Genomic DNA, 24,198 nt, shown 5'->3' on the forward strand with positions numbered 1-24,198 from the left:
GCACGATCAGCCGACGTTCCAGTCGCCGCGTCGCTCCGCTTCGGCGGCAGCGGCGCGGCGTTCCTCTTCCGCGGCCAGCTGCAGCGCGGTCCGGCTCCAGACCACCTTCAGCCAGTGGAACGTGAGCACGATGACGGTGAGCCAGCCGATGATCAGGCCGATGCCCGGTCCGGCCGCCTCGACGCCGGGCGCCGGCGTCTGCCGCGACCAGATGGCGAGCATGCCGAACACGATGGACACGGCGGTTCCGGCGAGGGCCACCCACGCGAGCGCCCAGCGACGGGTGACGAGCGCCAGCATCGACACGACGACCCCGAACACCACCTCGAACCACACGAACAGCCGCGACGGCAGCGCGATCGTCTCCGCGCGGGCGTCGTCCCCGTACACCAGCACCTCCCAGCCGTTGGCGATGCCGGAATGCGGCAACGTCAGCGAGCCGAGGAGCACGACCACCGCGACCGCGACCACGAGCGCACGCGCCCCGGGGTCGATCTCACCGGCCACCTTCTTCTCGGCAGCGTCGAAATCCTTCAGGTAGCTCTCGATCGGCTCGTTCGCGTCACTCGGGTCGTCGTGGCGCTGGTCGTCGAACTGCGGGGTCATGCGTTGCATCCCATCTGAGCGGGTAGTGGTGCGGGCACACCGATCTGCGGCAGTCCGAGTCCCACGCCGATCGGCGGGGTCTTCGGGGTGACGCCCTTCTCGAAGGAGTCGCCTGCGCGAGTGCGGCGGTGGGTCAGGACCGGGGTGTCCGCGACGAGGTGGTGCGGGGCTGCGGCGCTGATCACGATGGTGACGACGTCGCCGGGCCGGACGTTTCCGTCGAGGTTTCCCTCCGGCCGGAAGTGGACGAGCCGCCCGTCGCGGGCGCGCCCGCTCATCCGTGCGGTCTCCGCGTTCTTGCGGCCCTCCCCGGCGGCGACGAGCAGTTCCACCTCGGCGCCGACGAGCTTCTGGTTCTCCTCGAGCGTGATCTGTTCCTGCAACGCGATGAGACGTTCGTACCGTTCCTGCACGACGGCCTTGGGCAGCTGGTCGTCCATGTCCGCTGCCGGGGTGCCGGGACGCTTGGAGTACTGGAAGGTGAACGCGCTGGTGAAGCGCGCCTGCCGGACGACGTCGAGCGTGTCCTGGAAGTCTTCCTCGGTCTCACCGGGGAAGCCCACGATGATGTCGGTGGTGATCGCCGCGTGCGGCATCGCGGTGCGGACCTTCTCGATGATCCCCAGGAACCGCGACTTCCGGTAGGAGCGGCGCATCGCCTTCAGGACGCGGTCCGAACCGGACTGCAGCGGCATGTGCAGCTGCGGGCACACGTTGGGGGTCTCGGCCATCGCCTCGATGACGTCGTCGGTGAACTCGGCCGGGTGCGGGGACGTGAAGCGGACGCGCTCGAGCCCGTCGATCTCGCCGCACGCGCGCAGCAGCGCGGCGAACGCGCCGCGGTCGCGGGGCTGGTCGGGGTCGGCGAAGGAGACGCCGTATGCGTTGACGTTCTGCCCGAGCAGCGTGACCTCGACGACGCCCTCGTTCACCAGGGCCTGCACCTCGGCCAGGATGTCGCCGGGCCGCCGGTCGACCTCCTTGCCGCGCAGCGCGGGGACGATGCAGAACGTGCACGTGTTGTTGCATCCCACCGAGATGGACACCCAGCCGGCGTACGCCGACTCCCGCTTGGCGGGCAGCGTCGACGGAAACGCCTCGAGCGCGTCGAGGATCTCGACCTCGGCCCGCTGATTGTGGCGCGCCCGGTCCAGCAGCGCCGGGAGCGAACCGATGTTGTGGGTGCCGAACACGACGTCCACCCACGGAGCCTTCTTCACGACGACGTCGCGGTCCTTCTGCGCCAGGCACCCGCCGACCGCGATCTGCATGTCGGGATTCAGTTCCTTCGCCGGCGCCAGATGGCTCAGGTTGCCGTACAGCTTGTTGTCGGCGTTCTCCCGCACCGCGCAGGTGTTGAAGACGACGAGGTCGGGCGACTGCCCGGCGGCCGCCTTCGTGTAGCCGGCGTCCTCGAGGAGCCCCGACAGCCGCTCGGAGTCGTGCACGTTCATCTGGCAGCCGTACGTGCGCACCTCGTAGCTGCGGTGAGGGGTCTGGTCGATCGTGTCCACGTATGCCAGGGTACGGCCCGCGCCAAATCGCCTCGTCGCGGCCGGTGTGCGTCAGGACACACGACCGACGCCGGACAGTAAAGTTTCCGTGACATCCCGAGGATTCTCGGAGCAAATGACAGGTGCTCCCGCTCCCAGCACATAGGGTCATCGACTATGACGCAAGCCGACGACGCGACGCCGACGCCCTCCACGGGCGCGGCCCCGTCCATGATCTCGATGAAATCGGTGAACAAACACTTCGGCGCCCTCCACGTCCTCCAGGAGATCGACCTCGAAGTCCCTCGGGGGCAGGTCGTGATCGTCCTGGGACCGTCCGGATCCGGAAAGTCGACGCTGTGCCGGACCATCAACCGCCTCGAGCCCATCGACTCCGGTGAGATCGCCGTGGACGGGAAGGTGCTGCCGGCCGAGGGCAAGGCACTGGCCGCGCTGCGCGCCGACGTGGGGATGGTGTTCCAGTCGTTCAACCTGTTCGCCCACAAGACGATCCTCGAGAACGTGATGCTCGCACCGGTCAAGGTCCGGAAGAAGAGCAGCGCCGACGCGAAGAAGAAGGCCTACGAGCTTCTCGAGCGGGTCGGCATCGCCAACCAGGCGGACAAGTACCCGGCGCAGTTGTCGGGCGGTCAGCAGCAACGTGTCGCGATCGCCCGCGCACTCGCCATGAACCCCAAGGTCATGCTGTTCGACGAGCCGACGTCCGCGCTCGACCCGGAAATGGTCAACGAAGTCCTCGACGTCATGACCTCGCTCGCCAAGGAAGGCATGACCATGCTCGTGGTGACCCACGAGATGGGCTTCGCCCGCAAGGCCGGCGACCGTGTTCTCTTCATGGCCGACGGCCAGATCGTCGAGGACTCCGAGCCCGCCACGTTCTTCACCGCTCCCAAATCCGAGCGCGCGAAGGACTTTCTCGGCAAAATTCTCAGCCACTGATCGGAGAGGGCGCCGCCGCGGTGCCCTCTCGGTCGACCGTGCTCCACAGGCAACACCCGTCATTTCAATTGGAGGAACTCGATGAGGATCAACCGCTCGATTCGTGTGGGAATCGGCGTCATGGCGCTCGCCGTCGTCGCATCGGCCTGTGGCGGAGGTGAAGAGAAGAGCGCCTCCCAGAGCGCGTCGGAGGGCAAGCTCACGGTCGGAATCAAGTACGACCAGCCCGGCCTCGGACTGCGCAACCCCGATGGTTCCTTCAGCGGGTTCGACGTCGAGGTGGCCGAGTACATCGCGGGCAAGCTGGGTGTCGCGCCCGAGAACATCGTGTTCAAGGAGTCCCCGTCGGCTCAGCGCGAGACGCTGATCCAGAACGGTGAGGTCGACTACATCGTCGCCACCTACTCGATCACCGACGCCCGCAAGGAGAAGGTCGACTTCGCCGGGCCGTACTTCATCGCCGGACAGTCGCTCCTGGTGAAGTCCGACAACACCGACATCACCGGCCCCGAGTCGCTCAACGGCGGCAAGAAGCTGTGCTCCGTCACCGGGTCCACCCCGGCGCAGAAGGTCAAGGACCAGTACGCGCAGGACGTGCAACTGCAGGAGTTCGACACGTACTCCGCCTGCGTCGAGGCGCTGCGGAACGGCGCAGTCGACGCCGTCACCACCGACGACATCATCCTCGCCGGCTACGCGGCGCAGTACCCGGGCGAGCTGAAGGTGGTCGGCGCGCCGTTCACCGAGGAGCGCTACGGCGTCGGCCTGGCCAAGGGTGACGACGAGACCCGGGCCAAGATCAACGACGCCATCGAGGCGATGATCGCGGACGGTTCGTGGGCGCGTGCGTTCAACGAGACCGTCGGCGCGTCGGGCTACCCGATCCCCGCACCGCCGACCGTCGATCGGTACTGAACAACTCACTCATCCGGGTCGGACGACTCCCCTTTTCGTGGGGTCGTCCGGCCCGGTTCGACACCAACCACCGGTGACCTGGGGAGACGGTAAGTGGACCTACTGAGCAAATACAGCGATCAGCTGATGGACGCATTCTGGACGACGGTGCAGCTGACCGTGTTCTCGGCTGTCGGCGCTCTGATACTCGGCACCATCCTCGCGGCCATGCGGGTGTCACCGATCCCGGTCGCGCGCGGCGTCGGCGCGGCATACGTGACGATCTTCCGCAACACTCCCCTGACCCTCATCATCATCTTCTGCTCGTTCGGGCTCTTCCAGACGATGGGCGTCACGCTCGCCCCGGAGCAGTCGCCGACGTTCTTCGAGCAGAACAACTTCCGGCTCGCCGTGCTCGGCCTCAGCATCTACACGGCGGCCTTCGTCTGCGAGTCCCTCCGGTCCGGTATCAACACCGTGCACGTCGGCCAGGCGGAGGCGGGCCGGTCACTCGGTCTGACGTTCTCCCAGAATCTGCGGCTCATCGTGCTGCCGCAGGCGTTCCGCGCGGTTACCGCACCCCTCGGCAGCGTGTTGATCGCCCTGACGAAGAACACCACGATCGCCTCGGTGATCGGTGTGGCGGAGGCATCGCTCCTGATGAAGGAGATGATCGAGAACGAGGCCGCCATCTTCGTCGTCGGTGGCATCTTCGCGCTCGGATTCGTGATCCTGACCCTGCCGATGGGGCTTCTCTTCGGATACCTGAGCAAGCGATTCGAGGTTGCACGATGAGCAATTCCGCCACCGTCCTCTACGACGCGCCAGGCCCGAAGGCGAAGAACGTCTACCGCCTGATCTCCGTCGCCGTCGCCCTCGTACTGCTGGTAATCGGCTACCTCGTCTACGCCGCACTCGACGACAAGGGCCAGTTGACCGCGGCGAAATGGGACCCGTTCACCGAGTCGACCTCGTGGACCACCTACCTCATTCCCGGTATCCGCGGCACCCTCGTCGCGGCCGCCGTGTCGATCGTGTTCGCGTTGATCCTCGGCGCGATCCTCGGCATCGGACGTTTGTCGGACCACCGACCGGTGCGATGGGTGGCGGGCGGGATCGTCGAACTGTTCCGCGCCATCCCGGTGCTGATCCTGATGATCTTCTCGTACCAGCTGTTCGCCGAGTACGAGGTGTTCAAGTCGAAGTACCTTGCGCTCGCCGCGGTCATCGTGGGCCTCACGCTGTACAACGGCTCGGTGATCGCCGAAATCGTCAGGGCCGGCATCAACTCGCTCCCCAAGGGCCAGGGCGAGGCCGCCATGGCACTGGGCATGCGCAAGAGTCAGGTCATGCGCACCATCCTGCTGCCGCAGGCCGTCACGGCGATGCTGCCCGCGATCATCTCGCAGATGGTGGTCGCCCTGAAGGACTCCGCGCTCGGTTACCTCATCGGCTACGTCGAAGTGGTGCGGTCCGGCCAGCAGCTCGGCGCGTTCTACGGCAACTACCTGCCCGCCCTGATCGTGGTGGCGATCATCATGATCGTCCTCAACTACACGCTCACCGTGGTGGCGACCAGGGTGGAGAAGCGGCTGCGGGCCGCCCGGAAGGGCGGAGGCCCCAAGGGGGCCGTCTCCGAACTTCCCGCGGTGTCGGTTCCGGGTATGGACATCACCGACAAGCGGTTGTGACCCGGCACCGCTCGGGACACGAACGACACTGCGGTCGGATGGGAACTCGGCTCCCGTCCGACCGCAGTGTCGTTCGTCGTGATCGTGGTCAGGTCGTGATCATGGTCGGGCTGTGTCCGATTCAGGTCTCGTCGAACAGGCCGTCGGTTTCCGCGCCGGCACGATCGAGTTGCTCCTTGACGACCTCGAACGCCATGCCCTGGGGGAACCCGCGGCGCGCCAGCATGGACACCAGCCGGCGGACCGCCCGGTCACGGTCGTCCGTGGACACGGTGCGCAGTTTCTTCGCGACCAGTTCGGTGGCTCGAGCTCGCTCGTCTTCGCTGTCGATCCGAGCGAGCGCCTCGGTGGCGTCTTCCTGACCGATGCCCTTGCGGCGCAGTTCCAGTGCGAGCGCACGTTTTCCCTTACCGGAGTACGTGTGCCGTGAATGCACCCACTGCTGGGCGAAGTCGGCGTCGTTGACGAGCCCGACCTCGGTGAGTCGATCCAGTACACGCTCGGCGATGTCGGCCGAGTACCCCTTCTTCGCCAGACGGTCGGACAACTCCGCTCGACTCCGGGCACGATCCGTCAGGAGACGCAGGCACAAATCCTTGGCCTGCGTCTCCGTTCCACCCTCGCCCGTGGGACGCACGGCAGCGCCTAGAATTCGACCGGGGCGGCGTCGTCCGTAGCAGCAGTGACGTCGGCACCGATTCCGAGCTTTTCCTTGATCTTCTTCTCGATCTCGTCCCGGATGTCGGTGTTCTCCAACAGGAACTTGCGGGCGTTCTCCTTGCCCTGCCCCAGCTGGTCGCCTTCGTAGGTGTACCAGGAACCCGACTTGCGGATGAACCCGTGCTCGACACCCATGTCGATCAGCGAGCCTTCCTTGCTGATTCCCTGACCGTAGAGGATGTCGAACTCGGCCTGCTTGAACGGCGGCGCGACCTTGTTCTTGACCACCTTGACGCGGGTGCGGTTGCCCACCGCGTCCGTGCCGTCCTTCAGGGTCTCGATCCGCCGCACGTCGAGGCGCACGGACGAGTAGAACTTCAACGCCTTACCACCGGTGGTGGTCTCGGGGGAACCGAACATCACGCCGATCTTCTCGCGCAGCTGGTTGATGAAGATCGCGGTGGTGCCGGAGTTGCTGAGCGCGCCGGTCATCTTACGGAGCGCCTGGCTCATCAGACGCGCCTGCAGACCCACGTGGCTGTCGCCCATCTCGCCCTCGATCTCGGCGCGCGGGACGAGAGCGGCCACGGAGTCGACGACGAGGATGTCGAGGGCGCCGGAGCGGATCAGCATGTCTGCGATCTCGAGCGCCTGCTCACCGGTGTCGGGTTGCGACACCAGCAGTGCGTCGGTGTCGACGCCGAGCTTCTGGGCGTAGTCGGGGTCGAGCGCGTGCTCGGCGTCGATGAACGCGGCGATGCCGCCGGCCGCCTGGGCGTTGGCGACCGCGTGCAGAGCGACGGTGGTCTTACCCGAGGATTCCGGGCCGTAGATCTCGACGACACGGCCGCGGGGCAGCCCGCCGATGCCGAGGGCGACGTCCAGCGAGATGGAGCCGGTCGGGATGACGGCGATCGGCTGACGGACACCTTCGCCCAGGCGCATCACCGAGCCCTTGCCGAAGTTCTTGTCGATCTGCGCCAGCGCGAGGTCGAGCGCCTTGTCTCGATCGTGTGCCTGTGGTGCCATCGTCGTCCCCATTCTCGAGTCTCATCAGTGATCTGCAGTCAGGTTAGATCCAGGTACCGACAAGAACCGTGACCACCGAACATCTCCAGCATAGGGGAACATGTGTTCGATTGGCGCGACCGGCCCGTTCGACACGCCGGATTTCTACCGGCGCTGCGGTGGGACGTCGAACTCGGCGCAGAGTTCACGCCACACCTCGCGGGGTTCCCGGCCGTCCTCGATGGCCTCGGCGGCGGTCTTGCCCCCGAGACTGAGCAGCACGTGGTCGACGAGTAGTGCGTCGCCGCGCATCTGCCCGAACTCTTCGCGGACGAGTTCGTGAAATTCTGTCAGTCGCACGCTTCCACGCTAGCCGAACCCCGGGCGGCGCTCTCATCGCAGCGCGTCGCGGCACACCTCCACCGGATCCGCCACGTCCGCGACGCTCCGCGCGGCCCGCTGCGCGGCCTCCGCGTGCGCGCCGTGCGAGAGCACCTGCTGGACCGCCGCACGGAGCGCCTCGGCGCTCGGGGGACGCACCACGACGGCACTCCCCTGCCGCGCGGCGCGATTCGCGAGTTCCCACTGATCGCCGCCGCCGGGAACCACCACCGCCGGGACCCCTGCGAGCAGGGCCTTCGACAGCATCCCGTGGCCACCGCCGCAGACGACCGCGGAGGCCTCGCGGAGCATCGCGTCCTGACGGCCGAGCCCCGCCCGCACCCAGGGCGGAACCGCGGCCGAAGATCCGTCGAGTATCGACGCGATCACGCGGACGCCGGCCCCGTCGAGACCGGCGAGCGTCGTCTCGAGCATGCCCTCGGCACCGGTGAACGCGGTCGACGGCGCCACCATGACCAGCGGATCGGTACCGTCCGGCGGCTCGAGCACCTCGTTCGTCGGTTCCCACAGCAGTGGCCCGACCACGTGCGCCTCCGCGGGCCAGTCCGGCCTCGGCACCTCGAGCGCGGGGAGCGTCGCGATCAGCCGGCGCACCGGTCCCGGATCCTTCGCCGGCAACCCGACGCCGACGCGGGCCTCGGAACGCTGCCGCTCGCCCTGCCGGATCGACCGCGCCGTCGCCGCCCGCATGAGCGTGTCGCGGGCCCGGCCGCGGATTCCCACCCCCGGAGCCAACCCGCTTCCGATGGGCGGCAATCCCCGTGACGCCGCGTACAGCGGGTGCGGGGACAACTCGACCCAGGGGATCCCCAACCGCTCCGCCGCCATGCCCCCGCCTGCGGTGAGGATGTCCGAGACCACGAGGTCGGGTCCCATCGCGCGCAGGTCGGGGAGCAACTCGGTGGAGATGTGCGCGGCGCGGGCGTGGATGCGCGCCCCCGCGTCGAGGTCGTCGTCCGTCGGGCGGGGCGCGAGACCTTTCAGCAACTCGGCAGGCACACCGGCCGCCCGCGCGGGCTCGACCCACCGGGCGCCGGTGAACAGGACCGGTTCGTCCCCGGCCTCGATGAGGGCGAGGCACAAGGCCAGGGCGGGAAAGGCATGTCCGGGATCAGGCCCGGCGACCACGGCGACTCGCACGAAGCACAGGGTGTCACACAGTCGCCGTCACCGTTTCTCGAACACGGCTTCCGCAGCGGCGAGAGACCGCGCACGGTCGGCAGGGACGAGGCCGATCCGGGTGCGCCGGTCGAGGAGGTCGTCGACGTCGAGTGCTCCCTCGTGGGTCACGGCGAACTCGAACTCGGCTCGGCTCACGTCCACGCCCTCGGCGATCGGGGTCAGCAGTTCGGGGTCGGCGGCGGCGATCAGTGCCGCCTCCGTTCCGTAGCGGGCGAGCAGCACCGGCGGGGCCGAAACCTGGCGCAGCGCTTCGGGAGTCGCGGCGCCGACGAGCGGGAGGGCACGGGTCCGGCAGGGGCGCGCGTCCAGTCCCGTCGCTGCCGCCGCGGCGTCGACGGCGTCCTCCGCCATCTTCCGGTACGTGGTCAGCTTGCCGCCCACCACACTGACCAGACCGGTGTCCGAGCGGAGGACGGCGTGGTTGCGTGAGAGGTCGGCGGTCGATCCGTCGCCGGTGTCGAGCAGCGGTCGCAGTCCGGCGAACGTGCCGAGGACGTCCGAACGCCGCAACGGCACTTCGAGTGCGGTGTTGACCGTGTCGAGCAGGAAGTCGATTTCCTGCTCCGACGCTTCCGGAACGTCGGGGACGGGTCCCGGCGCCGCCTCGTCGGTCAGGCCGAGGTACACGCGGCCGAGCTGTGCGGGCAGCGCGAAGACGAAGCGATTGGTCTCACCGGGGATCGGAACCGTGAGCGCCGCGGTCGGGTTCCCGAGCCGTTCCGCCGGCAGGACCAGATGCGTTCCGCGACTGGGCCGGAGCGTGATCGACGGATCGATCTCACCCGACCACACGCCTGCCGCGTTGACCACGGCGCGCGCGGTGATCGACAGTTCCGAGCCGGTCAGTTCGTCGCGCAGGGTCGCGGATGTCCCGGTCACGTCGTAGGCGCCCGTCCGGGTGAGCACCTTCGCGCCGTGGAGCGCCGCGGTGCGCGCGAGGGACACCACGAGCCTGGCGTCGTCGACGAGTTGGCCGTCGAAGGCCATCAGGCCGCCCCGAAGACCGTCCCGGCGCACAGCGGGGGTCAGTTCGACCACCCGGTCGGCCCGGACCGTCCGCGATCGCGGCAGGACCGTCGACGGCGTGCGAGCGCTCGCACGGAGCAGGTCACCGGCCAGGAATCCCGTGCGGACGAGGGACTTTCCGAACAGCGTCGTGGAATCGAGGACGGGGACGAGCTGTGGCAGCGCCCGGACGAGGTGGGGCGCGGTGCGGGTCATCAGGATTCCGCGTTCGACCGCACTCTCGCGGGCGATGCCGACATTGCCCGACGCCAGGTACCGCAGTCCGCCGTGGGCGAGTTTCGAACTCCACCGGCTGGTCCCGAACGCGAGGTCCCGCTTCTCCACGAGCACGACGTCGAGGCCGCGTGATGCCGCGTCGAGCGCGACGCCGACGCCGGTCACTCCGCCGCCGATCACGAGGACGTCGACGCGCGCGCCGTTCGACAGCTGGTCGAGCTCGCGTGCCCGTCGTGCGGCGTTCAGCGCCGACGAGCGGCTCACGGGCGGCGTGCTGGGGTGGGTCACCGGTCTCCTCGATCTGTCGGGTGGGTGTCGGCTGCTGCGGGTGCCAGATAGGCGCCGACGGCGTGCCGGAGTTGTTCGGTCAGGGCGTCGCCGGGAAGTTCCTCGGCGACCATCACGGCCGACTGGACCGCGGACTGTGCGATCAGCAGCACCATGGTGGCGATCTGACGACTGTCCCCCGCGCGGATCGAGCCCTGGTGCTGCCCCGCCGACACCGCGACCGAGACCTGGTCGATGATCGCCCGCTGGCTGGTCCCCAGCCGCTCGAGGATGTAGGTGGTGAACAGTTCCTGATCCGAGCGCAGGATCTTCACGAACAGCGGATGGTCACGCACCTCGGTGGACACGTGGACCACGGCGTCGACCAGTTGGCGGTGAACCGATTCCTCGGTGGAGAATTCGGGCATCACGGCGGCGATCTCGCGGGTCATGAGGTCTGCGACCACTGCCCTGGTGTCCGACCAGCGCCGGTAGACGGTCGGCCTGCTGACCCCGGCCCTCCGCGCGACCTCCGCCAGGGTGGTGCGGCGCAGTCCGAAATCGAGGATGCACGAGCGTGCGGCGTCGAGAATGGAGTCTTCGACGCTCGCTGAGGTGTCGTCACGCGACGGTGGATTACGAATAGACATTGTATGTAACACCGTAACGCATGAATCCCCCGCCGGCACCTCACTGGTATTCGAATCACCTCGCGTATGGCCGACGGCGGGTGCCTCGAGCCGTCCGCCGTCGAAGACTTGACCCACGCATGACCACGATCGCGAGCGCTTCGACAACTCAGCCGAAGTAGTAGAGCTCGAACCCCACCGCGTGTTCGGCGTCGAATCCCGGTTGCCGCCCGGTCACCATCTCGACCTGAGCCCGCGCCTGCTGCCCCACCGGCACGTCGCTGAGCGCCTCCAGGTAGTGGACGTGCTCAGCCAGCGAGAGCACCGCCCGATCCACCGTGTGGGTGACATCCACGGCATGGGTGGGGGTCATCGTGTGGACCGCCACCCACCGGACTCCGCGCCACGGCGGCAACCCCGACTCCCCCAGTTCGGGGAAGATCCATTCGTTCGCGGCGTCCGCGGTGGCGTCGAGGACGGCTCGCCCGAGAGCGCGGTGGTCCGCGCTGTTCAGCCGGCCCGGCCCCCAGGTGTCCCCAAAGTTCGCCGTCACCACGAGATCTGGACGATGACGACGGATCGCCGTGGCGAGGTCGCGGCGGAGTGCGAGACTCTCGACGAGGGTGCCGTCGGGATAACCGAGGAACTCGACGTCGGTCACCCCCACCACGGCCGCGGAGCGCCACTCCTCCGCCTCCCGCAGCGGGCCCGACTCCGTCGGGTGCAGGCCCGCGATCCCTGCCTCTCCGCTGGTGGCGAGCACATAGCGGATATCCTTACCCTGCCCGGTCCAGCGCGCCACAGCCGCCGCTGCGCCGTATTCGATGTCGTCGGGGTGCGCGACCACGACGAGCCCACGATGCCAGTCCTCCGGTACCGGTTCCATGGGTAGAGCATGCCCGTCAGCTACGCGTGATGTCCGATTTCTCGCCGGATCCCGACATCGCCTTGATCAACAGGTACACACCGAATACGACGGCGCTGACGACGAGAATCCAGAACAGGCCCTTGACGAGGGCACCGACCACGGCGAGGGCGATCCAGATCGCCGCGACAGCCAGAACAATCTTCCAGAACATGGTTTCCTCCACTCACGTCTCCCCGATCGATTTCTGCGCCCGACGTCCGGTCGACCCCATTTATCGGGTACGCACACCAGCCTGGCACGCCGGCTCGGGTAAATCACCAGGTCAACGTAAAGATCAGGGAAAGATCAGGGTTCTCCCCCACACCGGGTCCCCAGGGCGCCGTGCGTCGATCGACGAGGTCAGCGGTAGCGGCGAACGATGTCGTCGATCTCGCCGAGGGCCGTCGCGAGGCCGGCGAGTTTCTCGGTCGCCGACACGAGTTCCGCGCGTTCATAGGCGAGTTCGCCGACGGCACTCGCCGTTCCGGGCACGGCGACCTCGGCGGCAGCGGCCACCAGTTCTTCGAATTGTTCGACGCCGTCGCCGAGTTGGGCGGCAGCCGAGGCGATCGCCCGGTGGAGCGGCGCCGCTGCGGCCCGGCTCCCCCGGGCGGCGTCCTCCATCGACGTGATGTCGAGGGCCACCGCCTGCAACGCGGCTGCCGCGGAGCGGGCCGTGGCATGGGTGTCCTCGATGTCCTCGGCGCTGATGGTCCCGGACCGGGACAGCACGCCGAGGATGCCGTGCAGTGCCCGTTCGCTGTGCACGAGTCGCTCCATCGGCTCCCGGGCGACCGAGGACGGCGCCGGAAGCACCCGGCGGGCAGGCAGACCCGGCGGCAAGGTCACGGCGTCGAGCTTGCGGTACCGGCTGACGGCCAGCACCGCGGGGACCGCGAACACGACCGCGCCCCCACCGGCCATCAGCATCGACCATTCCGGCGCAGCCATCAGAGCGAGACCGGCGGCGCCGGTGGCCGAGGTTCCGGACACGATGCCGTAGCGCTTCGCACGACGCCGGGCCCGCCGTTTCTTCCGCAGGAGACGTTCACGAGGGTCGCGCCACCGCTGCGCCGCGTCCGCGACGGACTCACCGGCCTCGCGCAGTGCGCCCTGGATCCCGGCGAGCCCGGACACGACAGTGGCCGACCGGACTGAACGTCCAGGTCGGCCACGTCGGGTGGAACTCATGCTCACAGGCGATTCGGTTACTGCGCCGTGCCGGTCTGGCCTGCTGCCGGCGGCTGCTTGTCGAGGTTCGGGTTGGCGGCGGGCGTCGCCGGTGCGCCGGCCGTACCGCCGGACGGCAATGCATCGCCCTTCATGGAGGCCCGGATCTGCTCGAGGCGGCTGTGTCCGGCCATCTGGATGCTCGCCTGCTGCACTTCCATCATGCGGCCCGACACCGAGTTCTGTGCCAGCTCCGCAGAACCGAGGGCATCGGCGTAGCGCCGCTCGATCTTGTCGCGCACGGCATCGAGGCTGGGCGTGTTGCCGGGAGCGGAGAGGGTGCTGTCCATGGAGCGCAGCGACTCGCTGACCCGTTCCTGCATCTTGGCCTGCTCCAGCTGGCTGAGCAGCTTGGTGCGTTCCGCGACCTTGGCCTGCAGAGCCATCGCGTTCTGCTCCACGGCCTTCTTCGCCTGGGCAGCTGCCTGCAGCGACTGGTCGTGCAGTGCCTTCAGGTCTTCGACGCCCTGCTCGGCGGTGACGAGCTGTGCGGCGAACGCCTCGGCGGCATTGGTGTACTGGATGGCCTTCTCGGTGTCGCCGGCGGCCTGCGCCTGGTCGGCCAGGTTGACGGCCTGACGGGCGTTGGCGTTGAGCTTCTCCACCTCGTCGAGCTGGCGGCTGAGCTTCATCTCGAGCTGGCGCTGGTTGCCGATGACAGACGCGGCCTGCTGCGACAGGGCCTGGTGCTGACGCTGCGCATCCTCGATCGCCTGCTGAATCTGAACCTTGGGGTCAGCCTTCTCATCGATCTTGGAATTGAAGAGCGCCATCAGGTACTTCCATCCCTTGACGAAAGGATTAGCCATGGGTTTGATCCTGCCTCCATCTGTTGCGCCGCGCGATGCGCGACCCGATACGCGACCGTCACGCACCGGAACAAGGGCTGCGCCCCGACTACCTGGCTCACCCGCCGACGAGATCGGCGGTTGACTGAAATCTATCGGTTCGGCACGGGTGTTGCTACGCGGCAGCCAGCGCCTGCGCGGGTGCAGGGATGACCACCCGGGTGTCGCGGGCGATGGTCGTCGAACCCGGTCGTGCGCTCGCGGCGGGGGCCTCTGCGGGCGCGGATTCGACCGCGTGCCGCTCGGTGTCCGCACGCTTGGCCGAAGACCCGTCGGACAGCGATTCGCTGACGTCGACGAGCACGTCGGACAGTGGGACGTCCAGCGCGTCGCAGATCGCAGCCAGGAGCTCACTCGAGGCTTCCTTGCGCCCTCGTTCGACCTCGGACAAGTACCCGAGGCTCACACGAGCACTGTTGGAGACCTCACGCAGGGTCCGGCTCTGCGAAACGCGCGTACGCCGAAGACTGTCACCGATTGCCTCACGCAATAGCAGCGCCATCTCGCTCCTCCTTCATCCGTCACCTGTCTCGCCTATCTCAACGCGCGAACAGGACCGATTGGTTCCCGACCTTAGCCTGCGGATGTTTCCTGCACACGATCGAGGAGTCCCGACACGGCGGCGGAAACCGCAGATTTACGGATCTGCCACCGGCCGCCGGTCAATCCGAGCTCGAGGACCGACGTTCCGGCCGCACCGGAAATGCTCAGGAACACCGTGCCCACGGGATGTCCGTCCTGCGTGTCGGGGCCGGCGACGCCGGTCAGTCCGACGCCCCAGTCGGCGCCGCAGCGGGCGCGGGCGCCGTCCGCGAGCGCCTGTGCCGTGGACGGCGCCACGGGCCCGTCCTCCGCCAGCCGGGCGGGATCCACCCCGGCGAGGGTTGCCTTCAGGTCGGTGGCGTACACGACGAGTCCGCCGCGCAGCACGTTGCTCGCGCCCGGCACACCGGCGATGGTGGCGGTGAGCAGTCCCGCCGTGAGCGATTCCGCGGTGGCGACGGTCTCGCCGCGGGCGGTGAGCACGGCAACCAGGTCGGCGGCCCGCGTGCCGTCCACCAACGGGTCGGTCACGCCCCGGTGCTCGCGTTCGCCTCGACCTCGAGCACCCCGGCTCGCAGCCGGACGGCCTGCACGACGTAGTCCAGCCCGGTCACCACCGTCAGCAGCACGGCCGCCCCCATCAGAACCCATCCGAGGACGTCGAATCCGTCCGGCAGCGGCAGCAGGTAGAACCCGATCGCGATCGTCTGGACGAGAGTCTTGAGCTTGCCACCCCGGCCCGCGGGAATGACCGCGTGCCGCAGGACCGCGAACCGGAGCAGCGTGATGCCCAGTTCCCGCACCGCGATCACCGCGGTCACCCACCAGAGCAGGTCGCCGAGAATCGACAGACCCACGAGGGCGGCACCGATCAGCGCTTTGTCCGCGATGGGGTCGGCGAGCTTGCCGAAATCGGTGACGAGGCCGTGCTTGCGGGCGAGTTGACCGTCGATCCGGTCGGTGATGGCGGCGACCGCGAACACGCCGGTGGCGATCAGGCGCCACGTCGTCGAGTGTCCGTCGCCGACGAACAGCACGACCAGGAAGACGGGGACCAGCAGGATCCGGAGGATCGTCAGGATGTTCGCGATGTTCAGCAGTGGTACGGCCGTCTCACTCGCGGGCTCGACCGACGGATCCGGGGCCGCCGGGTTGTCGGCGGCCGTCCAATCCTCGCGCTGCGCGCTCATCGGAGCACCGCAGCGTCGAACTGCACCCCGGGACGCGGTGGGGAGTGGGAGGGATTCGTAGGTCGTACCGGCACGTGCCTAAGAATATCGGTACGGCCGTTGGCTAATGTTCACGACATGACTTCTCGGACGCCGGACACCGCCGACAATCAGCTGATCGTGCGGCGAGCACGAACCTCCGACGTTCCCGAGATCAAGCGTCTGATCGACATCTACTCCGGCAAGATCCTGCTCGAGAAAAACCTCGTGACCCTGTACGAATCCGTTCAGGAGTTCTGGGTGGCCGAGCGCGGCGGCAACGTGATCGGTTGTGGCGCAATGCACGTGCTGTGGGCGGACCTCGGCGAGGTGCGCACGATCGCCGTCGATCCGTCGGCCAAGGGCCAGGGTGCGGGCCATCACGTGGTGGCCAAATTGATCGAGGTCGCGCGGGAACTCGAACTCGAGCGCCTGTTCGTTCTCACGTTCGAGGTCGACTTCTTCGGCAAGCACGGATTCGTGGAGATCGACGGCACACCCGTCACCGCCGAGGTGTACGCGGAGATGTGCCGTTCGTACGACACCGGTGTCGCCGAGTTCCTCGACCTGAGCTACGTCAAGCCGAACACCCTCGGCAACACCCGAATGCTTCTCACTCTCTGAAATCCCAGTGCGTGAGACAGATGGGCCCTGATCCCATTTTTGTTCGATGAACCCGTCCCGAGAGAGCGAGAACATGTCCCTGTTCGTAGTGGAGTACACGTATTCGGCCGATACCGTCGCCGGACGCGACGAGCATCGCCCCGCCCACCGGGAGTGGCTCGGCGAACTGGCCGAGCAGAAGACGGTGGTGTCGTCCGGTCCGTTCGCGGACGGTAGCGGCGCGTTCATCATCGTCGACGCCGCCGACGCGGCGACCGTGGAACAGCTCTTCACCCACGACCCGTTCGCCCGCAACGGCCTGGTGACGGCCACCCGGATCGTCGAATGGGTTCCGGTACTCGGCGAATTCAGCTCCTGAACCGCCGAGCACCGGACCCCTCGAGCACGACGCCCGGCGGAGTTACTTCGCCGGCGTCGTGTTCCGCGTCTTGAGGAGGCTGGCGACGGTCGTCACTGCCAGCACACCGATGATGACGGCGAGCGAGAACACCGTCGACACCTCCGGCACGGCCACGTGTTCCCCGCCGTTGACGAAGCCCAGCGTGTTCTCGTGCAGAGCGTGCAGAACCAGCTTGACGCCGATGAACGCCAGGATGATCGACAGGCCGTACGACAGGTACACCAGGCGATCCAGCAAGCCGCCGATCAGGAAGTACAGCTGACGCAGACCCATCAGCGCGAACGCGTTGGCCGTGAACACCAGGTACGGCTCCTGGGTGAGCCCGTAGATCGCGGGGATCGAGTCGAGCGCGAACAGCACGTCGGTGAATCCGATGGCGACCAGCGCGAGCAGCAGCGGCGTCACGACGCGCTTGCCGTTGATCCGCGTGACGAGCTTGTCGCCGTCGTAGGTGTCCGTGGTGGGGAGGATCTTCTTCGCGATGGCGACGATCTTGCTGTCGCGTTCCTCCTCTACCTCCTTCTCGTGCCCGTGATCACGCACCAGCGTGTACGCGGTGTAGATGAGGAACGCGCCGAACAGGTAGAACACCCAGCTGTACGCGTTGATCGCCGCGGCGCCGACGCCGATGAAGATTCCGCGCATCACCAGCGCCATCACGATGCCGATCAGCAGCACCTTCTGCTGGTACTCCCGCGGCACCGCGAACGTTCCCATGATGATGACGAACACGAACAGGTTGTCGACCGACAACGCCTTCTCGGTGACGTATCCGGCGAAATATTCGCCGCCGTACTGACTTCCCCACAGCCACATCACGATCAGGCCAAACAGGATCGCGACGCCGATGTAGACCGACGACCAGAACGCCGACTCACGGAACGTGGGGGCGTGCGGGGTACGTACGTGAGCGAAGAAGTCGAACACGAACAGTCCGAGAATCACCACACAGGTGATGACCCAGACCAGCGGTGACACATGCATGAACACAGACCTCCGGTAGACCTAGCGGGTACCGGAGGTCTCTCCCGCCGCACCGGAATATTCGCCCGAGCGACTGACAGCCCCGGATCGGCAACGGTGCCGATCGTGTTGACGATGCTGTCACAGAGGTGGGGATACTCCCCTCCAATTCGGAGACCATTCAACCACAGTGCGCGCGAACCGCACATTTCGGACACGCGCATCGTGTGTCACCCCTGGTCGGGCGGGGCCTCGTCCGGGTCGCCGCCACGGATCGACCACAACAGGCCGTCGAGTTCCTCGGGCTTGATGAGGACCTCGCGGGCCTTCGAGCCCTCGCTGGGGCCCACCACGCCCCTGGTCTCCATCAGGTCCATCAGGCGGCCCGCCTTCGCGAATCCGACCCGCAGTTTCCGCTGCAGCATCGACGTGGACCCGAACTGGCTGGAGACGACGAGTTCCACCGCCTGCAACAGCACATCCATATCGTCGCCGATGTCGGGATCGACGTCCTTCTTCTCCCCGACCTTCGCGGCGGTGACACCCTCGGTGTACTCCGGCTCCGCCTGGTTCTTGCTGAAATCGACGACCGCGGAGATCTCTTCGTCGGTGATGAACGCACCCTGCAGGCGGGTCGGCTTGCCCGCACCCATCGGCAGGAACAGCCCGTCGCCCATACCGATCAGCTTCTCGGCGCCGGGCTGGTCCAGGATGACCCGGGAGTCGGTCAGGGACGACGTCGCGAAGGCCAGCCGGGACGGCACATTGGTCTTGATCAGACCCGTCACGACGTCCACCGAGGGCCTCTGCGTGGCCAGCACGAGGTGGATACCGGCGGCGCGCGCCTTCTGGGTGATGCGGACGATCGCGTCCTCGACGTCGCGCGGCGCGGTCATCATGAGGTCGGCGAGTTCGTCGACGATGGCGAGGATGTACGGGTACGGCCGGTAGACCCGTTCGCTGCCGAGCGGCGCCGTGATCTCACCCGACTTCACCTTGGAGTTGAAGTCGTCGATGTGGCGCACCCGGTTGGCCTGCATGTCCTGGTAACGCTGCTCCATCTCCTCCACCAGCCAGGCCAGCGCGGCCGCCGCCTTCTTCGGCTGGGTGATGATGGGCGTGATGAGGTGCGGAATGCCTTCGTACGGCGTCAACTCCACCATCTTGGGGTCGATGAGGATCATCCGGACCTCGTCGGGTGTCGCCCGGGACAGCAGGGACACCAGCATCGAGTTCACGAAGCTGGACTTACCGGAACCGGTGGAACCGGCCACGAGCAGGTGCGGCATCTTCGCGAGGTTGGCGCTGACGAAGTCGCCCTCGATGTCCTTGCCGAGACCGATCACCAGCGGGTGGTGGTCCTTGCGGGTGGTCGGGGCGGTGAGCACGTCGGCGAGGCGCACCATCTCACGGTCGGAGTTGGGGACCTCGATACCCACCGCGGACTTGCCCGGGATCGGCGCGAGCAGGCGCACGTTGTCGGTGGCGACGGCGTACGCGATGTTGCGGGCGAGCGCGGTGATCTTCTCGACCTTCACACCCGGGCCGAGTTCCACCTCGTAGCGGGTGACGGTCGGGCCGCGGGTGAATCCGGTGACGGCGGCGTCGATCTTGAACTGTTCGAGGACCTCGGTGATGGCCTCGATCATCGCGTCGTTGGCCGAACTGCGCGTCTTCGGCGCATCGCCCTCGATGAGCAGGGACGTCGGCGGCAGTGTGTAGTCGCCCTCGACCACCCGGTCGGTGACGAACTTGTCGACGTCGGGCAGAGGTTCCGGTTCGGGTTCCGGCTTCGGGGCGACGACGGGCTTGGCCTTGGCGCGCGGCCGTTTCGGGGCCGGTGCCGGAGCGGGCACGGGTTCCGTGGCGGGCTCGGTCTCACACAGCCCGAGCACCTCCGTCTTCGCGGTGCCGCTGACGTCGTACTCGTCGGTGGGATAGTTGTCGGCCGGGGCACCCCGGACCCCGGTCTTGTAGTCGTCGACGGGGTAGCCGTCGGCATCGAAGAGGGTGGGGTCGTATTCGCCGTCCTCGTAGTACTCGCTGTCGTAGTCGGCGTAGTGATCGCGGCCGAACGACGTTCCGAAGTACGACTGCAGCTTGCCGGGCACCTCGCGGACCGTGGTCCCGGTCAGGAGCAGGACACCGAACAGTGCCGCCATCAGCAGCAGCGGCGCGGCGAGCCACACGGTGAGACCGTCGGTCAGGGGACCGCCCGCCGCGTACCCGACGAAGCCGGCGCCGCGGGCCCTGCCGTCGGCGTCGGCGGGCGACCCCGTCGCGATGTGCCACAGGCCGAGAACCGGCAGACCGACCAGCAGCGACCCCAGCACCAGCCGGGGCCGGATCTCGGGTTTCGGTTCGGTCCGCATCAGGGTCACCGCGACGGCGACACCGATCAGGGGCAGGACAGCGGATACCCCGCCGAACACGGCGCGGACTCCGGTCTCGATCCACTCGCCCACCGGACCGCCCGCGGAGAACCAGATTCCGCCGGCGACCACGACGCTGATCGCAATCAGTCCGAGGGCGATGCCGTCGCGCCGGTGGCCCTGCTCGATCTCGGCCGCCTTGCCGACGGTGCGGGTGGTGGCTCCGACTCCCTTCGCCACGAGCGACCAGCCGCCGCCGATTCCCCGGCCCACCGACTTCAGGGGACCGGATGCGGACGCCTTCGTCGCGGCGGGCCTCCGGGCGCCGCCGCGGGGCGACGTGGATTTACGCGGAGTGCTGACCGTCCGGGTCGTGCGGGACTTGGGCTTGGACGTCGTGCTCGAACCGCGGGCGCTCGCCTTACCTGCCATGGCTCTCAGATTAGTCGCTACGGCCCCTTCCGGACCATCCGCAACACCCGTAACACGGCAGAGCTGCGTCGAAATGGCCTCAGAACCCTCGGTCGAGGGAAGTCACGGCCTCGATGTCGGCGGCATCGCCCTCGGTCTCGATCCGCACCCGATTCCGGCCGAACGCGTGCAGGGCGAGTTCCGACGGTTCCCCCCGCAGGATCACCCGGCCGGTGCCGGCCGTGCGGACGGTGGCCTGCTCCCCGGACGGCCGCTCGAGTACCACCGTCACCGGGGCGTGCCGGTAGCCGAGCTTGCCGACCTTGCGCGCGAGACCCCACAGCGCGTCCTGACGGTCGGCGGGCAGCACGCGCGGCTCCCACCCGTCGTGGGCGCGGCGCACGTCCTCGTGGTGGACGAACATCTCCCCCAGGTTCACCTGCGCGTCCACCCAGTACATCGGCGACCACATCGGCGGACCCGACCGGACCTCGTCCAGCAGCCGGCTCCACGGACGCGTCGCCGTCTCGTTCTGGACGCGTTCGGTGTACCCGGCGAGCAGGCCCACGACGATGCCGGGGGCAGCGTCGAGGCGTCGTTCGCGCACGATCAGGTGGGCGGCCAGGTCCCGGTTGGTCCACGTCCCGCAGAGGGTCGGGGCGTCGGGACCGAATTCGGCCATCGAGTCGACGAGGGCGAGGCGTTCATCTCGGGCGAAGGTCACCCGACCGAATCTACCTGTCGGAGAACTACTTGCCCTCCGCCGACGGCACCGCGATGACGGTCGGGACGATCATCGGCCGGCGACGGTACTTGTCGGCCACCCATCTGCCGACGACACGCCGGATCGCCTGGGCGATGCGGTGAGCGTCGTTGATGCCTTCGGTGGCCAGGCGCAGCAGCTCCGCCTCGACCAACTGTGCCGCGTCCTTGAGGGCCGTCGGGTCGTCGGAGAATCCGCGTCCGGACACCTCGGGGGTGCTGACGGCGCGGCCCGTGTGGTCGTCGATGACGACGTTGATGGCAATGAACCCGCCCTCACCGAGGACCAACCGGTCCGACAGTGTGGAGTCGCCGACGTCGCCGACGGACAGTCCGTCGACGTAGACGTGCCCGACGGGAACCTGCCCGACGATCTCGGCGAGACCGTCGACCATGTCGACCACCACACCGTCCTCGGCGAGCACGATCCGCTCCTCCGGCACGCCGGTCGCCTTCGCGAGGGCGGCGTTGGCCCGCAGGTGGCGCCATTCGCCGTGGACCGGCATCGCGTTGGTGGGCCGGACCGCGTTGTACAGGTACAGGAGCTCACCCGCCGAGGCGTGACCGGAGACGTGCACCTTCGCGCTCTGCTGGGTGACGACGGTGGCGCCGCGCTTGGCGAGGCCGTTGACGACGGCGAACACGGAGTTCTCGTTGCCGGGGATCAGCGACGAGGCCAGCACGACGAGGTCGTTGGCCCGGATGTTGATCTGCCGGTGCTCGCCGCGGGCCATCCGCGACAACGCCGACAGCGGTTCGCCCTGCGAGCCGGTGGAGATGAGGACGAGCCGGTCGTCGGGCAGGTTGGCCGCGGTGTCGATGTCGACGACCAGACCGTCCGGGACGCTCAGGTAGCCGAGATCCTGCGCGATCTGCATGTTGCGGACCATCGACCGGCCCACGAACGCGACCCGCCGGTTGTACCGGTGCGCGACGTCGACGACCTGCTGGATGCGGTGCACGTGGCTGGCGAAGGAGGCCACGATCACACGCTGCCGGGCCTTGCCGATGACGTTGTCGAGCACTCCCCCGATCTCACGTTCGGGGGTGACGAATCCCGGCACCTCGGCGTTGGTGGAGTCGACGAGGAACAGGTCGACGCCCTCGTCGCCGAGACGGGAGAAGCCGGCGAGGTCGGTGAGCCTGCCATCGAGCGGCAACTGGTCGAGCTTGATGTCGCCGGTGTGCAGGACGACGCCGGCGTCGGTCCGGATCGCGACGGCAATGGCGTCGGGGATCGAGTGGTTGACGGCGAAGTACTCGCACTCGAATGGGCCGTGTTCGGTGCGCTGACCCTCGACGACCTCGACGAGGTTGGGGCGCTGGCGGTGCTCACGGCACTTGGCCGCGACGAGCGCGAGCGTGAACCGCGAACCGACGACAGGCAGATCCGGACGCAGGCGCAGCAGGAACGGGATGGCGCCGATGTGGTCCTCGTGGCCGTGTGTGAGGACGACTGCCTCGACGTCGTCCATGCGGTCCTCGATGTGCCGGAAGTCCGGGAGGATCAGGTCGACACCAGGCTGCTGGTCTTCCGGGAACAGCACACCGCAGTCGACGATGAGCAGTTTGCCCTGGTGCTCGAAGACGGTCATGTTGCGACCGATCTCGCCGATGCCGCCCAGAGCCACCACCCGCAGACCCTTGAACGGGGCCTTCGGCGGGGCGCCGAGCCGGGCCGTCGGATCGACCGCGGCCGGCCGCGAGTCCTGACGCTTGCTGCCGCCGCGCCGTCCGGAGCGCGACGACGACTTGTTGGCGGCGCCGCCCTTCGTGGAGGCGGTCTTCACGGGCGCGGACTTGGCCTGCTCCGACTTCGGGGCACTCGGCTCGTCGGCGACGACGGGCGCGGACTTCGCCGGCTCGGCAGCGGGGGCCGGCGTCGTCGGCTCGCTCGCGGTGGGGGAAGGGGGACCTGCCTGGCGGCTGGCGCTGCGACGACGAGGCGGTCGGGTCACGCGAGCACCCCCGCGGCGTGCAGATCGGCAGCCAGGAGATCGATCTGATCGTGCGTGGGCGCCACCTGCGGCAACCGGGGTTCACCGACGTCGAGGCCAATCAGGCGCAGACCCGCCTTCGACGCGCTCACGCCGCCCAGACGCGCCACCGAGCGGATGACCGGGATGAGGCTGAGGTTGATGGCGCGGGCGCGGGCGATGTCCCCGGCCGCGAAGGCGGTGTGCAGTTCACGCAACCGGCCGGGCACGAGGTGCCCGATGACGCTGACGAATCCCGTCGCGCCCACCGACAGCCACGGCAGGTTGAGCGGATCGTCACCCGAGTAGAACTGGAGGTCGGTGGTGCCGATCAGCTCGGCGCCCGCGTTGAGGTCGCCCTTGGCGTCCTTGACCGCGACGATGCGCGGGTGCTCGGCGAGGCGCCGGATGGTCTCCGTCTCGATGGGGACCACGGAGCGGGGTGGAATGTCGTAGAGCATGACCGGAAGGTCGGTGGCGTTGGCGACGGCGGTGAAGTGCGCGAACAGTCCGGCCTGCGGCGGACGCGAGTAGTAGGGGGTGACGACGAGGAGGCCCTGCGCGCCGGCGCGGGCGGCGTCACGGGCGAGTTCGACGCTGTGCGCGGTGTCGTTGCTGCCCGCGCCGGCGATGATCTTCGCGCGGTTGCCCACCGCGTCGATGACCGCCCGGAGCAGCTCGAGCTTCTCGTTTTCGGTGGTCGTCGGCGACTCACCGGTCGTGCCGGCGAGCACGAGGGAGTCGCACCCGTTGTCGACGAGGTACGCCGCGAGGCGGACACCGGCGTCGACGTCCAGCTTTCCGTCCGAGGTGAACGGCGTCACCATCGCTGTGGACACGGTGCCGAACGGACGCTCGACTGGAGAAGCGGAATCACCGTAGGTCATGGTCAGAAGGCTACCCGGTGACCCAGGTACTTT

At 68.0% G+C, this 24,198-nt stretch carries 26 protein-coding genes; 6 read left to right on the forward strand and 20 right to left on the reverse strand.

The features are described from left to right. Window positions 1–6 precede the first annotated feature (6 nt). Together P3H15_RS07205 and miaB are read right to left on the reverse strand one after the other, a co-directional pair. Entirely contained in the window at window positions 7–606 is a 600-nt protein-coding gene (locus P3H15_RS07205) for a hypothetical protein (protein ID WP_072942409.1), read from the reverse strand. Then, the gene (gene miaB, locus P3H15_RS07210; RefSeq protein WP_276136583.1) at window positions 603–2,120 is read right to left on the reverse strand and encodes a tRNA (N6-isopentenyl adenosine(37)-C2)-methylthiotransferase MiaB; all 1,518 of its coding nucleotides are present in this window, start codon (window positions 2,118–2,120) and stop codon (window positions 603–605) included. Before miaB ends, P3H15_RS07205 begins: the two co-directional genes overlap by 4 nt. A gap of 210 nt (window positions 2,121–2,330) precedes the next feature. On the opposite strand from miaB, the gene gluA reads away from it, so the two are divergent. The 4 genes from gluA to P3H15_RS07230 all read left to right on the forward strand — a co-directional run bounded on the left by gluA (window position 2,331) and on the right by P3H15_RS07230 (window position 5,644). Continuing rightward, window positions 2,331–3,059: a glutamate ABC transporter ATP-binding protein GluA gene (gene gluA, locus P3H15_RS07215; RefSeq protein WP_083395905.1), complete on the forward strand. Its 729-nt coding sequence runs from the start codon at window positions 2,331–2,333 to the stop codon at window positions 3,057–3,059. A gap of 81 nt (window positions 3,060–3,140) precedes the next feature. Further along, complete coding sequence (locus tag P3H15_RS07220; protein WP_276136584.1) at window positions 3,141–3,974, forward strand: glutamate ABC transporter substrate-binding protein; 834 nt, start codon at window positions 3,141–3,143, stop codon at window positions 3,972–3,974. Between the two features lie 93 nt (window positions 3,975–4,067). Beyond that, window positions 4,068–4,748 (forward strand): amino acid ABC transporter permease, encoded by a 681-nt coding sequence (locus P3H15_RS07225; RefSeq protein WP_276136585.1) that lies wholly within the window; start codon window positions 4,068–4,070, stop codon window positions 4,746–4,748. After that, window positions 4,745–5,644 (forward strand): amino acid ABC transporter permease, encoded by a 900-nt coding sequence (locus tag P3H15_RS07230; RefSeq protein ID WP_276136586.1) that lies wholly within the window; start codon window positions 4,745–4,747, stop codon window positions 5,642–5,644. Before P3H15_RS07225 ends, P3H15_RS07230 begins: the two co-directional genes overlap by 4 nt. 121 nt (window positions 5,645–5,765) lie before the next feature. Here the strand turns inward: P3H15_RS07230 and recX are convergent, their stop codons facing one another. The 13 genes from recX to pgsA all read right to left on the reverse strand — a co-directional run bounded on the left by recX (window position 5,766) and on the right by pgsA (window position 15,752). After that, complete coding sequence (gene recX, locus P3H15_RS07235) at window positions 5,766–6,281, reverse strand: recombination regulator RecX (protein ID WP_276136587.1); 516 nt, start codon at window positions 6,279–6,281, stop codon at window positions 5,766–5,768. An 8-nt stretch (window positions 6,282–6,289) separates the two neighbouring features. Continuing rightward, a complete protein-coding gene (gene recA / locus P3H15_RS07240; protein ID WP_185729301.1) occupies window positions 6,290–7,333 on the reverse strand; it encodes a recombinase RecA in 1,044 nt (347 codons plus the stop codon). A gap of 144 nt (window positions 7,334–7,477) precedes the next feature. Continuing rightward, window positions 7,478–7,672, reverse strand: coding sequence for a DUF3046 domain-containing protein (locus P3H15_RS07245; protein WP_015890433.1), 195 nt, complete (start codon window positions 7,670–7,672; stop codon window positions 7,478–7,480). A 33-nt stretch (window positions 7,673–7,705) separates the two neighbouring features. Next, a complete protein-coding gene (locus P3H15_RS07250) occupies window positions 7,706–8,854 on the reverse strand; it encodes a glycosyltransferase (protein WP_276136588.1) in 1,149 nt (382 codons plus the stop codon). A gap of 27 nt (window positions 8,855–8,881) precedes the next feature. Next, window positions 8,882–10,426 carry a glycerol-3-phosphate dehydrogenase/oxidase gene (locus P3H15_RS07255; RefSeq protein ID WP_276136589.1) on the reverse strand — a complete coding sequence of 515 codons (1,545 nt, stop codon included), beginning with the start codon at window positions 10,424–10,426 and terminating at the stop codon, window positions 8,882–8,884. Then, window positions 10,423–11,055, reverse strand: coding sequence for a TetR/AcrR family transcriptional regulator (locus tag P3H15_RS07260; protein ID WP_276136590.1), 633 nt, complete (start codon window positions 11,053–11,055; stop codon window positions 10,423–10,425). The genes P3H15_RS07255 and P3H15_RS07260 overlap by 4 nt, the downstream gene beginning before the upstream one ends. A 148-nt stretch (window positions 11,056–11,203) precedes the next feature. Next, window positions 11,204–11,920, reverse strand: a complete 717-nt coding sequence (locus P3H15_RS07265) for a PIG-L deacetylase family protein (protein ID WP_276136591.1) — start codon at window positions 11,918–11,920, stop codon at window positions 11,204–11,206. A 16-nt stretch (window positions 11,921–11,936) separates the two neighbouring features. After that, a complete protein-coding gene (locus P3H15_RS07270) occupies window positions 11,937–12,113 on the reverse strand; it encodes a hypothetical protein (RefSeq protein ID WP_007296377.1) in 177 nt (58 codons plus the stop codon). 188 nt (window positions 12,114–12,301) lie between these two features. After that, window positions 12,302–13,132: a hypothetical protein gene (locus P3H15_RS07275; protein ID WP_276136592.1), complete on the reverse strand. Its 831-nt coding sequence runs from the start codon at window positions 13,130–13,132 to the stop codon at window positions 12,302–12,304. 17 nt (window positions 13,133–13,149) lie between these two features. Further along, the gene (locus P3H15_RS07280) at window positions 13,150–13,980 is read right to left on the reverse strand and encodes a PspA/IM30 family protein (protein WP_276136593.1); all 831 of its coding nucleotides are present in this window, start codon (window positions 13,978–13,980) and stop codon (window positions 13,150–13,152) included. 154 nt (window positions 13,981–14,134) lie between these two features. Beyond that, window positions 14,135–14,521 carry a helix-turn-helix domain-containing protein gene (locus tag P3H15_RS07285; protein WP_072942427.1) on the reverse strand — a complete coding sequence of 129 codons (387 nt, stop codon included), beginning with the start codon at window positions 14,519–14,521 and terminating at the stop codon, window positions 14,135–14,137. Between the two features lie 71 nt (window positions 14,522–14,592). Further along, window positions 14,593–15,093: a CinA family protein gene (locus tag P3H15_RS07290; RefSeq protein ID WP_276136594.1), complete on the reverse strand. Its 501-nt coding sequence runs from the start codon at window positions 15,091–15,093 to the stop codon at window positions 14,593–14,595. Continuing rightward, entirely contained in the window at window positions 15,090–15,752 is a 663-nt protein-coding gene (gene pgsA, locus P3H15_RS07295) for a CDP-diacylglycerol--glycerol-3-phosphate 3-phosphatidyltransferase (protein ID WP_276136595.1), read from the reverse strand. Before pgsA ends, P3H15_RS07290 begins: the two co-directional genes overlap by 4 nt. Before the next feature lie 117 nt (window positions 15,753–15,869). On the opposite strand from pgsA, the gene P3H15_RS07300 reads away from it, so the two are divergent. Both P3H15_RS07300 and P3H15_RS07305 read left to right on the forward strand, forming a co-directional pair. Next, the gene (locus tag P3H15_RS07300) at window positions 15,870–16,394 is read left to right on the forward strand and encodes an amino-acid N-acetyltransferase (RefSeq protein WP_072942430.1); all 525 of its coding nucleotides are present in this window, start codon (window positions 15,870–15,872) and stop codon (window positions 16,392–16,394) included. A 73-nt stretch (window positions 16,395–16,467) separates the two neighbouring features. Continuing rightward, the gene (locus P3H15_RS07305) at window positions 16,468–16,752 is read left to right on the forward strand and encodes a YciI family protein (RefSeq protein ID WP_072942431.1); all 285 of its coding nucleotides are present in this window, start codon (window positions 16,468–16,470) and stop codon (window positions 16,750–16,752) included. A gap of 42 nt (window positions 16,753–16,794) precedes the next feature. On the opposite strand, the gene P3H15_RS07310 is transcribed toward P3H15_RS07305, so the two are convergent. The 5 genes from P3H15_RS07310 to dapA all read right to left on the reverse strand — a co-directional run bounded on the left by P3H15_RS07310 (window position 16,795) and on the right by dapA (window position 24,165). Beyond that, window positions 16,795–17,778 carry a TerC family protein gene (locus P3H15_RS07310; protein WP_276136596.1) on the reverse strand — a complete coding sequence of 328 codons (984 nt, stop codon included), beginning with the start codon at window positions 17,776–17,778 and terminating at the stop codon, window positions 16,795–16,797. A gap of 209 nt (window positions 17,779–17,987) precedes the next feature. Continuing rightward, a complete protein-coding gene (locus P3H15_RS07315) occupies window positions 17,988–20,561 on the reverse strand; it encodes a DNA translocase FtsK (protein WP_276136597.1) in 2,574 nt (857 codons plus the stop codon). A 79-nt stretch (window positions 20,562–20,640) separates the two neighbouring features. Continuing rightward, window positions 20,641–21,264 (reverse strand): TIGR03085 family metal-binding protein, encoded by a 624-nt coding sequence (locus P3H15_RS07320; RefSeq protein WP_276136598.1) that lies wholly within the window; start codon window positions 21,262–21,264, stop codon window positions 20,641–20,643. Window positions 21,265–21,289: 25 nt separating this feature from the next. Continuing rightward, window positions 21,290–23,260 carry a ribonuclease J gene (locus P3H15_RS07325; protein ID WP_276136599.1) on the reverse strand — a complete coding sequence of 657 codons (1,971 nt, stop codon included), beginning with the start codon at window positions 23,258–23,260 and terminating at the stop codon, window positions 21,290–21,292. Beyond that, entirely contained in the window at window positions 23,257–24,165 is a 909-nt protein-coding gene (dapA, locus tag P3H15_RS07330) for a 4-hydroxy-tetrahydrodipicolinate synthase (protein ID WP_015890417.1), read from the reverse strand. The genes P3H15_RS07325 and dapA overlap by 4 nt, the downstream gene beginning before the upstream one ends. Between the last annotated feature and the right edge of the window lie 33 nt (window positions 24,166–24,198).

It is taken from the genome of Rhodococcus sp. T2V, from assembly GCF_029269925.1.
GTDB lineage: Bacteria > Actinomycetota > Actinomycetes > Mycobacteriales > Mycobacteriaceae > Rhodococcus_F > Rhodococcus_F koreensis.

Coding starts and splice junctions, on each gene's coding strand:
- P3H15_RS07230 (WP_276136586.1), top strand. CDS start 4,745: ATGAGCAATTCCGCCACCGTCCTCTACGACGCGCCAGGCCCGAAGGCG.
- P3H15_RS07285 (WP_072942427.1), bottom strand. CDS start 14,521: ATGGCGCTGCTATTGCGTGAGGCAATCGGTGACAGTCTTCGGCGTACG.
- P3H15_RS07315 (WP_276136597.1), bottom strand. CDS start 20,561: ATGGCAGGTAAGGCGAGCGCCCGCGGTTCGAGCACGACGTCCAAGCCC.
- dapA (WP_015890417.1), bottom strand. CDS start 24,165: ATGACCTACGGTGATTCCGCTTCTCCAGTCGAGCGTCCGTTCGGCACC.
- P3H15_RS07280 (WP_276136593.1), bottom strand. CDS start 13,980: ATGGCTAATCCTTTCGTCAAGGGATGGAAGTACCTGATGGCGCTCTTC.
- pgsA (WP_276136595.1), bottom strand. CDS start 15,752: ATGAGCGCGCAGCGCGAGGATTGGACGGCCGCCGACAACCCGGCGGCC.
- recA (WP_185729301.1), bottom strand. CDS start 7,333: ATGGCACCACAGGCACACGATCGAGACAAGGCGCTCGACCTCGCGCTG.
- P3H15_RS07270 (WP_007296377.1), bottom strand. CDS start 12,113: ATGTTCTGGAAGATTGTTCTGGCTGTCGCGGCGATCTGGATCGCCCTC.
- gluA (WP_083395905.1), top strand. CDS start 2,331: ATGATCTCGATGAAATCGGTGAACAAACACTTCGGCGCCCTCCACGTC.
- P3H15_RS07220 (WP_276136584.1), top strand. CDS start 3,141: ATGAGGATCAACCGCTCGATTCGTGTGGGAATCGGCGTCATGGCGCTC.
- P3H15_RS07275 (WP_276136592.1), bottom strand. CDS start 13,132: ATGAGTTCCACCCGACGTGGCCGACCTGGACGTTCAGTCCGGTCGGCC.
- P3H15_RS07205 (WP_072942409.1), bottom strand. CDS start 606: ATGACCCCGCAGTTCGACGACCAGCGCCACGACGACCCGAGTGACGCG.
- P3H15_RS07305 (WP_072942431.1), top strand. CDS start 16,468: ATGTCCCTGTTCGTAGTGGAGTACACGTATTCGGCCGATACCGTCGCC.
- P3H15_RS07310 (WP_276136596.1), bottom strand. CDS start 17,778: ATGCATGTGTCACCGCTGGTCTGGGTCATCACCTGTGTGGTGATTCTC.
- P3H15_RS07260 (WP_276136590.1), bottom strand. CDS start 11,055: ATGTCTATTCGTAATCCACCGTCGCGTGACGACACCTCAGCGAGCGTC.
- P3H15_RS07300 (WP_072942430.1), top strand. CDS start 15,870: ATGACTTCTCGGACGCCGGACACCGCCGACAATCAGCTGATCGTGCGG.
- P3H15_RS07265 (WP_276136591.1), bottom strand. CDS start 11,920: ATGGAACCGGTACCGGAGGACTGGCATCGTGGGCTCGTCGTGGTCGCG.